This is a genomic window from Duganella rhizosphaerae, from assembly GCF_040364205.1.
GTDB classification, from domain to species: domain Bacteria; phylum Pseudomonadota; class Gammaproteobacteria; order Burkholderiales; family Burkholderiaceae_D; genus Rugamonas; species Rugamonas rhizosphaerae.
This window is the reverse complement of sequence record NZ_BPWK01000001.1, coordinates 168,794-181,212: the sequence shown is the minus strand read 5'-3', so window position 1 is coordinate 181,212 and position 12,419 is coordinate 168,794. Positions and strand designations below refer to the sequence as shown.

The following is a 12,419-nucleotide window of genomic DNA, read 5'->3' as shown; positions in this document are numbered from 1 at the left end:
GCATGAAACGTCTCTTTTCCACCGTCGCGCAAGTGCTGCTGCTGATCGCCGCCTGGTACGGCGCCGACCGCGCCGCATCCTGGTTCGGCCTGCCCTTCTCCGGCGGCATCGTCGGCCTGCTGGCGATGGTCGCGCTGCTGCTCAGCGGGACGGTGCGCCCGGCCGCCGTCGAACACGGCGCGAACTGGCTGCTGTCGAATATGCTGCTGTTCTTTATTCCGCTGGTGGTGTCGGTGGTGCAGTTCACCGGGCTGCTGAAGAGCGAAGGTCTGCGGCTGTTCGCGGCGATCGGCCTGGGCTTCATCGCGGTGCTGCTGGCCACGGCGTTCACGGTCGAATGGGTGTGCCGGATGGACCGCGGCCGCCGCCTGCGCCGACTGCGCGGGCAGCGCAAGGCAGCGCTGGCATGAAGCCTTTGCTGTTTCTGCTGCTGACGCTAGGCCTGTTCTATGCGAACCAGGCCCTGTACCGGCGCTATCGCTACTTCTGGCTGACGCCGGCCATCACCACTTCCGCCATCCTGATCGCTGTGGTGGAACTGTCGTCCACGCCGTTCTCGCAATACTTCGGCGATACGCGCTGGCTGCCTTGGCTGCTCGGCCCCGCGACTGTGGCCTTTGCGCTGCCGATCTACCAGCACCGCGATCTGGTGAAGCAGCATTGGCTGGCCCTGAGCCTGGGCAGTTGCGCCGGCATCGCCGCCTCGGTGGGCAGCACGCTGCTGCTGGACCGGCTGCTTGGCCTGCACGGCAGCATGGCGCAAAGCCTGCTGGCGCGGTCGGTGTCCACACCGTTTGCGCTGGAGGCCACGCGGCACCTGGGCGGCTCCTCCCAGCTGACGGGGATATTCGTCATCATCACCGGATTGTTCGGCATCCTGCTGGGACAGGCGCTGCTTGGCCTGATGCCGCTGCGGATGCGCATCGCGCGCTGCGCGCCATTCGGCGCGGCGGCGCATGGCTTCGGCCTGAGCACCGCGCGCCAGATCGGCCCGCGGGAAGGCGCTGTCGCCAGTCTGACCATGATCTTCAGCGGCGTCCTGATGGTACTGCTGGCGCCCTGGCTCGGGACCGTGCTTACCAGCGCATGATGGCGCGCACCTGCGGCAGCAGGTCGTTGGCGATGCTGACGTTTTGCTCCCTGGTCGGGTGGCCGTCGGTGGCGTCGCCGGGATAGGCTTGCGATGCGACGTAATGCACGCGCTGACCGCCAGCGCGGCGCACCGTCTCGTTCAGGTAGTCCACCAGCGCTGCCTTCTTTTCCCCGCTTTGCAGGGCGCCTTCGGTCAGCACGATCTGCGCCTGCGGGTGATCCTTCAACAGCATTTGCACCAGGCGCACGTATGCCTGCACATACGGCTCGCGCTCCGGTATGCCGGGATTGACGTCGTTGTTGCCGATGGCGCTGACGATCAGGTCCGGCAGATAGTTGCGCTGCTCCCACGGCACCGGATGCGCCTTGTCCGCAATCGCCAGTTGGTAGTAGTCGGCCAGGTTCAGTTCATCGGTCTTGTTGTCCCAGGTGCGCACCAGACCGCGTCCGCCATAGCAGACCAGCTGCACTTGCGCATGCAGCTGGCGCGCCATCAGCATGCCGTAGGAGGCGCGGGCGTTCCACCATGAAGGCTCCTTCTTCGCGCCCGGCACCCGGTCGATGGCCTCGCCGCAGGTGACGGAATCGCCCAACATCAGCAGCTTGCGCTCCGCGAGAACGGGGGCCGCCTGCCACTGGCCGTCTGTTTCAAAGCGCAGCAGAGCGGCGGTGCCATGCCAGGTTTCTGAGCGGTTGACGATTTCCACCTCGTGCCGGCCGGCGCTGGCGCCCGCCACCAGAGCCAACGTCCGGCGGCCCGGTGACAACCTGACTTTGCGCGTCTCACCATGGTCGACGATCACGTCCAGATAGCTGTCGGCGCCGCTGGCTTCCGCTTCGGCATCCAGGCGCGTACCCTGGAAGTTCAGGTAGAAGCTCACGCCGGGATAGCCGAAGCGCACCGCGCCATCCTCGCGTAGATCGCTGCGGCCCATGCGCGCCACGTGCAGATCGGCGGCGGCTATCGGCCCAGCGCCCATCAACTGGCGTATGTCCGGCAACATCGCGTCGGACCAGATCTGGTAGCCCTTGGCGGTCGGGTGCAGGAAGTCCGCCATCACCTCGGGCGACATGTCGCCGTCGGCTTGCAGGAAACGCGCGCCGTAGTCGTGGAAGAAGACGTGGCGGCCGTCATCCAGTTTGGCGATCATGCGGTTCAGCTCCGCGACCTGCGCGCGCCTGGGGCTACTGGCCGGTTGCTCATACGGCAGCACGGCGTTCAGCAGCACGCGGGCATCCGGGTACAGCGCGCGCAGCTTGGCCAGCACCGCCTGCACACCGTCGAACACCTCGCCCGGCGTGGCGCTGCAATGGAAGAAGTTGTTCACGCCTATCGTCAGCACCACGACCTTGGGGTGCAGCTTGTCCGCGTGACCGTTCTCCAGCCGCCACAGCACGTTGCCGGTATGGTCGCCGCCGACGCCGAAGTTGGCCGGATACCAGCCGCCGAAGGATTGATCCCATACCGCCTTGTTCCAGCCTTCGGTGATCGAGTCGCCGACGAACAGCAGGTCCACGCCGCCAGCATCGGCGATCGCAGTCTGGTCGCGGAACCTCTGCTGCCAGCGCTGCACCGTCATCCACGAATACTCCACCTTGCGGGGAGATGGCGTGGTGCCGCACGCGCTGCCGTCGCCTGTCAGTCCGGCCTCGCTGCCGATGGCCTGCGATTGCGGCGCCACGTTCCAGCCGCGCAGGTCCAGCCGCACGTCGCCCTGCCCTTTGAAGGCGATCGTGATGGTGCGTGCCTCGCCTGGCATCAGGCCCAGGTAGTTATCCGAGTAATAGACCGGTAAAATGCGCTCGCCGCCCGCGTTGAATAGAGTCAGCTTGCCGCCCAGCGCCGGCGCGGCGTTGCGGTTGCTGAGCGTGACCTCCAGCCTGCGCTCACCGTCCGGTGCGGATTTGGCCCAGCGCGCGGAGACGCCCAGATGCACGGCGGCCAGTTTGTTGAGCTCCTGCTGGTCGGCCGGCGTGGCGCTCGGCCAGTAGACGTTCTGCGACAGCTGCTTGCCTCCGGCGTCCTTCAGGCTCAGTTTCAGCACGATCAGCTTGTGCTGCGCCAGCAGCGCGCCGATGCCGACATCGATATTTTCCGATGTCGACACCGCGGCAACCTGCACCGGCCGGTCGCCATGGCCAACCATCCTGCCGTCAACCGTCCAGGCGAACCAGGACAAGATCGCGCCATTCAGGGCGGTCGCGGGATTGTTCACCACCATCAGCTGGTAATCCGGCAGGTTCATTTGCACGTGCACCGGCTCGGCCGCGCTCTTGACGCCATAGTAGGCGCCGTGCGTGTCGTAATCGTGGCTCAGGATCTGCCACATGGTGCTGGGCCACGCGGGCTGCGTCATCCACAGCATGCGGCCACTGTTCTGACGCCACAAGCCGGCGTTCATGCCTTCGAAGATGGCGCGGTGGCTCTCGTAGTTGAGCAGCTGCGCCTTGCGTTCGAAGTCCGCCAGCGAGGCCGGTGCACCGTACTCGTTTGCCATCGCCGCCGTGAAGGATTTGACGCTGCCGTTGCCGTCCGGGTGCCAGTCGTGATAGCTGACGGTGTCGCCAAGCGGCCACTGGTCGGTGGCCGGCACTACGGCCTGCAACGCCTCCATTGTCGGCAAGGACGGCGTACCCACCTCCACCGAGAAGCCCTTGGCGTGCTCGGTGAAATAGGTGGCGGGGGCCTGGTAATTGTATGGCCCGCTGTTCTGCAGATTGATGCGGTTGGAGCTGCCGGTGTACCAGCGGGTGCCGTCCAGTTGGTAGATCATCGCCTCCAGCGCCTCGTTCAGCACTGGCTGCGGTACGCCTTCGTTACGACCGAACCACAACACCACCGACGGATGGTTGCGATAGCGCTTGACCACATCGCGCGCGTTGTCGACGAACAGATTCACGTCCTGCGGCTCAAGATTGTAGTCCTGAGTCGAAGCCCAGAAGTCGTTCAGCACCATCAGGCCATATTCGTCGGCCAGGTCGAAGAACGCGTCCTCGGTGTTCTGTCCCACCCAGTTGCGGATGATGTTGACGTTGGCGTCACGGTGCAGGCGGAAGTACGGCTCCAGCCGCTCACGCTCGATGCGCTTGCGCCAGTCTTCCGTGCCCCAGTTGCCACCGCGCGCGGCGATGCGCACGCCATTGACCTTGATGACCAGGAAGGGACTGAGCGTGGTCTCTTCTAGCGGACGGATCGCCGCCGTGCCTTCTGCCTCGGGCCGCAAGCCGGTGGCCCAGTTATTGTCGGACAGCTTCCTGATAGCTTGATGGCGCCCGTCGGTGATGCGCACGCCCAGTTCGCGGCCCTTGGTGAAGTCCGCTTCCACGCGGCGCAGATGGCCGCTTTGATCGACCAGCGACAGCTCGTACGTCACGGCGCGCACGCCGAAACGGCTGCTGGCCTGGTCCGACATCTGCGCGCCTTGCAGCACTTCGAGCTTCAGATCGTGCAGGTCCGGCGCGCCGTAGCCGTTCGGCCACCACAGTTTGGGATGCTGGAGCCTGAGCGCGGCGAAATCGGCCTGCGTGAAGCGCACGGTTTGCTCGCCCGGCGCCAGCGTTACGTTTTTGCTGACCAGGATCGGCTTCATGCCGCCATCGCGCCGGCTGATGGTGGCGCGCACCGTCGCCCGCAGCGGCGCCTTGGACAAATTGGTCACGGCGGCTTCGATGCTGACGTCGGCCACGCTGTTGTCGGCCTTGGGCAGCGCGGTGATGACTTGCGCATCGCCGAGCTTTAGCTCGCGCGTGGCGCGCAGTTCCACGTCCTGCCACAGGCCGGTGTTGCGGTCGCGCACGGACGGTATCCAGTCCCACCCTTCGGAGGCGATGAAGGTCGGGCCGTCCTGCGCCAGCGTGCCGCCGTTCTCCCCCGCGCCGGCCGTCATCGATTCCTCTTGCGGCAAACCGGGGTGCGGCGGCGGCGAGACCTTGACGGCGATGACGTTCTGGCCCTTGAGCTTCAAGTAAGGGCTGATGTCGAAGGTGCCGCGCACGAAGGCGCCCTTCATGCCGCCCAGATTGCGGCCATTGATCCACACTTGCGCTTCGTAGTTCACCCCCTTGAAGGTGACGAACAGGTGCTGGCCGGCCTTGAATGCCGCGGGCAGTTCGAACGGCGTGCGGTACCAGTAATCCTGCTTGTTCAGCGATTCGGGAATCGCCAGGTTGTTCAGGCCGTAGTCCGGGTCGGGATAGACGCCGCGATCGACCAGCGTGGTCAGCACGGTGCCGGGCGTGGTGGTCTGATACCAGCCGGCGGCATCGAAACCGGCGGAGGATATCTGCGCCGGCGCCGCCCGCACCTGCGGCGCCACCTGCAGCTTCCACGATTTGATGGTCCAGAGATTCGGCCCGCCCTGCGCCAGCACCGGGCCGCTGTAGGCCGGCCTGGCTTTCGGCTCCTGCAACGGCGATCCCGATTTCGGCAGCGTCCATGGATCCTGAGGGGCGGTCTGGCCGTACATCTGACGGACCTGGATAGGCCACGACGGACTGCCTGTCTCGAAATTGATCAGTGCTTCACTGGGCGGGGCTGCTGCCGCGGCGCGGACCGCGTCAGCATCCAATACCGCGCTGCCGACCACGAAGCCGGCGATGCGGCCGGCATAGCCCGCGCCGGATCCGCTGCGCGGCGCAAGCGATATCTGCGCAACCGCGTTGCCGTCGCCCGGCCGGGACGCCTGCAACGCCACCTCGCGCTGCGCGACGACGCTGCCGTTTGCGTACAGCGTCATCTTCCTGCCGTCATAGCCCGCCGCCAGATGCACCCATTCGTCGGGCGCAAGCGCCAACGCCGAAACCACTTCCACGCCATAGCCGCAGAACCCGAACTTGCCGTCCACACTGCACAGGAACCATCCAATGCCTGCCTGGGCGCCAGTCACGCCGGCCATCAACGTGCGGCCGTGCGCCGCCTCCGACGGCTTGAACCAGCCGTTCATGCTAAACGGCTGCGATTGCGCCGAAGTGAAGATATCACCCTGCGTCACCTTCTTCAGCAGGCCATCGCTGGCGGCCGGGAACTCCGCGTTGTACGGCCCCCAATGGTCGCCCGCCTGCGCACCGGACCATGCCAGCACCGCCAGAAGTATCAACTGGCGGTTCATCCGCGCACCTTCAGGCGTAACAGCAGCACGCTATGCGGCGCGAGCTTGCTTTCGAGCTTGCTGCCGGTGTCGCCCGTTTTTCCGCTCCAGACTTCGGTCCAGTCGTAGACGGTCTTCTTGAAGTCCGCCTCGCGCTTGCTCAGGTCATCGCCGATGACATGCTTCTTCCAGTCGTAGCTGATCGTGGCCGCCTGCTCGCCGCGGTTAAGCAGCATGACCGCCCAGCCGCCGTCGGCCAATGGCTTGGCCCAGTATTCCAGCTGGGCGCCGTCCATGAACTTCAACGCCTGCACGCCCAGCCTGTCCTGGCTGATCGCAATCACGTCCTTGTTGACCAGGACGCGGCGCGTGGCCTCGGGCATGCTGCGCAGATCGTTCCCCAGGATCAGCGGCGACGCCAGCATCGCCCAGATCGCGAAGTGCGCGCGGTCCTCGTCCTCGCTCATGCCGTTGCCCACTTCGAGCATGTCCATGTCGTTCCAGTGCCCCGGAGCGGCGAACTTGCGCAAGCCCGCCTGCTTGTCCAGTATGCGCAACACACCGAACTGCGACCACGAGCCGTGATTGAACTCGCAATCCCAGCACGGATAGATATCGCCGGTGGTGCGCCACGAATGGCCTACGTCGGCAGCCCAATCCCAGGGCTTGCTTTCGCCCCATTCGCACATGCTGAACAACATCGGCCGGCCGGCGCTGCGGATCGCGTCGCGCATGGTGGTGTAGGCGCCGATGGCGTTCAGGCCCTTGCTGTCGCACCAGTCGTACTTGACGTAGTCGATGCCCCAGGATGCGTAGGTGATCGCATCCTGGTATTCATGCCCACGGCTGCCCGGATGGCCGCCGCAGGTGGTGGCGCCGACGTCGGAATAGATGCCCAGCTTGAGTCCCTTGCCATGCACATAGTCCGCCAGCGCCTTGATCCCCGACGGAAAGCGTTCCGCGTTCGGACGGATCACGCCGTCCTTGTCGCGCGTGCCGTGCCAGCAATCGTCGATGTTGACGTACTCGTAGCCGGCATCCTTCAGACCCAGCTTGACCATCGCATCTGCGGTGTCGCGTATCAGCTTTTCGTTGATATTACAGGCGAAGGTGTTCCAACTGTTCCAGCCCATTTGCGGCGTGGCGGCCAGTCCATCGAACTTTTGTGCGCTGGCGTTCGCACAGGCGACCATCGCCAGCATGATCAACAATAAGCGTTTCATGCGGCGGCTCCTTAGTGTTTGATGCTGTGCAGGCGGTCGGCGTATTCCTTGATCAGTAACAGCGAGCTGACGTCGGAGTCGAACACCGAGTACAAGCCCTGTTCTTCCTGCGGCGGATCGCCGACGAAGTCATTCCCCGGTTTCCACCAGTAGTCCGCGTTGGCCGCGCGGCCGGCCCCGCCCCAGGCCCAGAAGTTGAAGCCCGCGATCGGATCGCCCTTGCTGGCGCGCTGGTGGATGATGTCGAACACTTCGCGATAGAAGCGATCACGGATCTTGGTGGTGGCCTTGACGCTGAACGACGGTCCATCGCGGTCGAGGCCAAACTCCTCCAGCACGATAGGCTTGTTCAGCTTCTTGGCCAGTTCGATGTGCGAGTTCAGATAGTCGCGGCTCTTGGCGATAGCGCCGTTCCAGCTGCCGGTCGGGTTCTTCGAATCGAACCAGCCCCAGTTCTTCGGCCACAAGTGATAGGTCAGGTAGTCGATGTTGTGGGTGCGGTGCGCATCCTGGTAGAGCTGCGCATCCTGCGCGGAGCCAGCCAGGCCTTCGCTGCCGCTGCTGACCAGGTGGTTCTTGTCCAGGCTATGAATGTAGCCCGCCACCTCGTCCACCCACTTGACGTAGACCGCCTTTTCTTCCGGCGTCGCCATGCCGCTGCCAGGACGCGGCTCGTTCGCCAGCTGCCACGACATAATGCTGGCATCCTCGGAGTACGGTTTGCCGGTGATGGTGTTGACACGTTTGACGATCTTCGCGATCACGTTGCGATACTCGGCCTGCGCGGCCGGGTTGCGATAGAAGCCGGCGGTCTTCGTCATGAAACCGTCGTAGTCGTTGGTGACGTTCGGGTCCAGCGCGGGCGTGCCCTCGAACCAGTTCAGGTATTGCGTCATGCCGCCCGACCATTGCCAGAAGTTGTTCAGGTAAAGCACCACCGTCATATCGCGCTTGGCCGCTTCCGCCAGCAGGAAGTCCAGGCCCACCAGCAGGTCTTCGTCGTACTGGCCCGGCGCCGCAGTCGTGGCGGGACGCACGGCGCTCTTCATCTCGGTCTTTTCGGAGACCGCCAGCACGCGCAGATTGTTGATGCCCAGCGCATGCATATTGTCCAACTCCTTCAACAGGCGCGCGCGTTCGCCGACGCCGCTGGCCGCGCCGAGGTAGCCGCCGTACCAGAAGTTCGCGCCGGCGATATAGTAAGCCTGGCCCTTGCGGCTGAAGTGCGTCTTCTTGACGCTGACGAAATCGCCCTTGCCGGCGCTACCAGGGGCGTCGATAGCGCTAACAATACCGCAAGCGCTTAACATCAGGGCGGCGGCACAAAATTTGTACAGTTGTTTCATGTCTCGATCTTTCTTATGGTTGATTTACTTGCTTGCTTTGCCGGTGACATCCAGTACGCGCTGCGGCAGTTGCACGGTGATGCTGGCCGCCCCGGTATCCGCCGCGTCATGCGCCAGCAGTACCTTGTTGCCGCCCTTGGCGATGCGCCAGGTCCTGGAACGGCTGTCGAACATCGCCAGCAGGCGCGGATCGACGCTCACGCTGACTTCCTTGCTTTCGCCCGGCGCCAGCTCGACCTTGTCCCAGCCGGCCAGGCGCTTCGGCGCTTCCCACTTCGTTCCCTGCGGCGCCACATACAGCTGTGGCACATCCTTGCCTTTGAGAGCACCGGTGTTGGTCACCTTGAAGCTCAGTTGCAGCTTGCCGTCCTTCTGGCTGGCAAACAGGCCGGAATAGGCGAACTGCGTGTACGACAAACCATGACCGAACGGGAACAAGGGCTTCATGCCCTTCAGGTCGAACCACTTGTAGCCGACCGCCGCCCCCTCATGATAATTGACGGCGAAGCGCACGCTCTCATTCTTCGGATCGCCGTCCAACACGGGACGCGGCAACTGGCTTTCCGACGCCGGGAACGTCGCAGGCAAGCGTCCCGACGGATTGACTTCGCCAAACAGCACGCGGGCGATGGCCTCGCCGCCGCTGGTGCCAGCGTACCAGGCTTGCAGCACGGCGGCGCTCTGGTCCAGCCACGGCATCAACACCGGACCTGGGGTCTCCAGCACCACCACCGTTTTTGGATTGACCTTGGCGACGGCGGCGATCAGCGCGTCCTGATTGTCCGGCAGCGACAGCGAGACCGCATCGAGCGCCTCGCCCACCCAGTGCTGCGCGAACACCAGCACCACGTCGGCGTCGGCGGCGGCGCGGGCGGCGGCTGCGGCATCCAGGCCGTCGTGATAAACCACGCTGGCGCCCGGCGCGCGCGCCTGGATCGCCTTCAGCGGCGACGAAGGATGGTAGACCACCGGACCCGGCCAGCTGGCCGGCGCGATGCCGGTGACGGCGCTGCCGCCAACCGGATACACCAGTGACGATCCGCCGCCGGCCAGCACGCCCACATCCGCGTGCGCGCCGATGACGACGATCTTCTTCACGCCGGCCTTCAGCGGCAGCATACTGCCGGTATTTTTCAGCAGGACCATGCCCTCCTCGGCATCGCTGCGGCTGACCAGCGCATGCGCCGTGAAATCAATCGCCCCGCCTTCGGCTACCGGATGATCGACCACGCCTTTGTCAAACATGGTGCGCAGGATGCGGAACACCATATTGTCCAAGCGCGCCTGCGGCACGTGGCCGTTGGCGACCGCCTCCTCCAGCGCGCCGCCGAAGTACCGGCTCTTGTCGAATTCCCAGCCTGACTGCTGATCGAGGCCGCCGTTGGCGGCGGCGACCGTGCTGTGCACCGCCCCCCAATCGGACATGACGTAGCCTTTGAAGCCCCAGTCTTTCTTCAATACCTGGTTGAGCAGGTAGTCGTTCTCGCAGGAGTAGACGCCGTTCAGGCGGTTGTAGGAGCACATCACCGAGCCGGGATCGGACTGCTCCAGCACCAATTGGAAGGCCAGCAGGTCCGACATGCGGTTGCCCGCGTCGTCGATGCGGCTATCGAGCACGAAGCGACCGGTCTCCTGGTCGTTGACGGCGACGTGCTTCATCGTCGCGATCACGTGATTGGACTGGATGCCCTTGATCTGCTGCGCCACCATGGCGCCGGCCAGCAGCGGATCTTCACCGGCGTATTCGAAATTGCGGCCGTTGCGCGGCTCGCGCAGCAGGTTCACGCCGCCGGCCAGCATGACGTTGAAGCCCGAAGCGCGCGCCTCGGCGCCTATCATCGCGCCGCCGCTGTAGGCCAGCGTGCGGTCCCAGGTGGCTGTGGTGGCCAGGCCGGACGGCAGCGAGGTGCGTTCGCGCGGGGTCTTGGTGGCCTGCGTTGCCACACCCAGGCCGGCGTCGGTCTCGAACAAGGCAGGCAACCCAAGCCGCGGCACGCCGGGAATATAGCCCGCCGAGAAAGGCAACGCGGCCGGATTGCGTTTCTTGTCGCCGAAGTCGGAGCCGAACCAGCCCGATACCCAGATCAGTTTTTCCTGCTGGGTCATGGCCTGCAATGCAAGTTCCGCGCGCTTGTCCGCGCTCAGCGAGGTATCCATCCATGTCCGCGCAGCCGCCGGCACAGCGGCCAGCGCCATGGCAACCGCCAGCGCCATTGCCAACGGGCGTAAATTCAGATCGCTACTCATAGGTTCTCTTTCTTAGCGGGTGGAGTACATACCCGCATATTTCACACCGAAGTAAAGGATGAAGGTGTAGCAGGCGGCCGGCACGAAGAACGACCATTGCAATCCGATCGAATCGGCCAGCAAGCCTTGTGCGAAAGGCACCACGGCGCCGCCGACGATGGCCATGCACAGGATGCCGGAACCCTGACCGGTCTGTTTGCCCAGCTTGTGCAGCGCCATGCTGAAGATGGTCGGGAACATGATGGAGTTGAACAGGCCAACCGCGATGATGCTCCACATGGCGACCGCGCCGCTGCCGAAGATCGCGGCCAGGATCAGCGCGATGGACGCCGTGGAATTGAACGCCAGCGCCTTGCCGGGGCTGACATAGCGCATCACGCCGAAGCCGATGAAGCGGCCGATCATGGCGCCGCCCCAGTAATAGCTGACGTAATGCGCGGCAGCGCCGGCCGGCAGGCTGGCGACGTTGGACTCGCCGAGGAAGTTAATCAGGAAGCTGCCGATACTGACCTCGCCCCCGACGTACAGGAAGATGCCGATCGCGCCGAGCACCAGATGGCGATGCGCCAGCACGGATTTCTCGACGGTGGAGATAACACCGCCCGCCTCCTCCGCATGGGTCATCTTGGGCAGCCGCACCAACGCGAACAGGATGGCCAGCGCCAGCAAAGCGGCAGCCAGCACCAGGTAAGGCCCCTGTACTGCGGCGGCTTCCTCCGCCTTGGATTTGACCAGGTTCGCGACGGCGGGCGCCCCCTCGGACAGGATCAGGATGCCACCCAGCGTGGGCGCGATGGTGGTGCCCAGCGAATTGAAAGCCTGCGTCAACGTCAACCGGCTCGACGCGGTGGCCGGGGCGCCCAATACCGTGACGTAGGGATTGGCCGCCACCTGCAATATCGTGATGCCGCTGGCAAGCACAAAGAAAGCCAGCAGGAACAGCGCATAACCATTCATCGACGCCGGATAGAACAGCGCACAGCCGCCGGCCGCCAGTACCAGGCCGCTGACCGCGCCGCGCTGGTAGCCGATACGCTTGATCAGCATCCCTGCCGGCAGCGAGACGATGAAGTAGGCGCCGAAGAAGCAAAACTGCACCAGCATCGCCTGCACGTAATTAAGGGTATAAATCGATTTCAGATGCGGAATCAGCACGTCGTTTAACGACGTTAGCAACCCCCACATGAAGAACAGCAGTGTGATGATGACCAGCGGGACGGTGTTGCTGGTTCCTTCCTGGTCCGTTTGACCGTGAGGGCGCAAAGCTGCCGATGCAACGTGTTCCATAAATCTGTCTCCTGTATGGATGGTTTTTATATTAATGAAAAAGATTCTGCATGGGCGCCATCCGGTGGTCAAACGGCAAGCGCATTTCGGCCGCAGTTTAGCCACCTTCACTAAACACGCCGATATAGGCGCGACGC

7 protein-coding genes are annotated in these 12,419 nt (G+C 64.3%); 2 read left to right on the top strand and 5 right to left on the bottom strand.

Features of this window, described 5'->3' with window-relative positions; translation table 11 throughout:
• The first annotated feature begins 2 nt into the window (after window positions 1-2).
• Both RUGAMON1_RS00800 and RUGAMON1_RS00795 read left to right on the top strand, forming a co-directional pair.
• Complete coding sequence (locus RUGAMON1_RS00800; RefSeq protein ID WP_445228714.1) at window positions 3-410, top strand: CidA/LrgA family protein; 408 nt, start codon at window positions 3-5, stop codon at window positions 408-410.
• Window positions 407-1,090 carry an LrgB family protein gene (locus RUGAMON1_RS00795; RefSeq protein ID WP_445228713.1) on the top strand — a complete coding sequence of 228 codons (684 nt, stop codon included), beginning with the start codon at window positions 407-409 and terminating at the stop codon, window positions 1,088-1,090. Before RUGAMON1_RS00800 ends, RUGAMON1_RS00795 begins: the two co-directional genes overlap by 4 nt.
• Here the strand turns inward: RUGAMON1_RS00795 and axe2C are convergent.
• From axe2C to RUGAMON1_RS00770, 5 genes are read right to left on the bottom strand one after another with little or no spacing between them, the layout of a single operon-like run.
• Entirely contained in the window at window positions 1,077-6,200 is a 5,124-nt protein-coding gene (axe2C, locus tag RUGAMON1_RS00790) for a bifunctional acetylxylan esterase/glucomannan deacetylase AxeC2 (RefSeq protein WP_445228712.1), read from the bottom strand. The genes RUGAMON1_RS00795 and axe2C overlap by 14 nt on opposite strands.
• Complete coding sequence (locus RUGAMON1_RS00785) at window positions 6,197-7,402, bottom strand: glycoside hydrolase family 27 protein (RefSeq protein WP_445228711.1); 1,206 nt, start codon at window positions 7,400-7,402, stop codon at window positions 6,197-6,199. Before RUGAMON1_RS00785 ends, axe2C begins: the two co-directional genes overlap by 4 nt.
• 11 nt (window positions 7,403-7,413) lie before the next feature.
• On the bottom strand, window positions 7,414-8,748 hold the full coding sequence (locus RUGAMON1_RS00780) for a glycoside hydrolase 5 family protein (protein ID WP_445228710.1): 1,335 nt from the start codon (window positions 8,746-8,748) through the stop codon (window positions 7,414-7,416).
• 24 nt (window positions 8,749-8,772) lie between these two features.
• Complete coding sequence (locus tag RUGAMON1_RS00775; RefSeq protein ID WP_445228709.1) at window positions 8,773-10,995, bottom strand: glycoside hydrolase family 3 C-terminal domain-containing protein; 2,223 nt, start codon at window positions 10,993-10,995, stop codon at window positions 8,773-8,775.
• A gap of 12 nt (window positions 10,996-11,007) precedes the next feature.
• A complete protein-coding gene (locus RUGAMON1_RS00770; RefSeq protein WP_445228708.1) occupies window positions 11,008-12,282 on the bottom strand; it encodes a sugar MFS transporter in 1,275 nt (424 codons plus the stop codon).
• Between the last annotated feature and the right edge of the window lie 137 nt (window positions 12,283-12,419).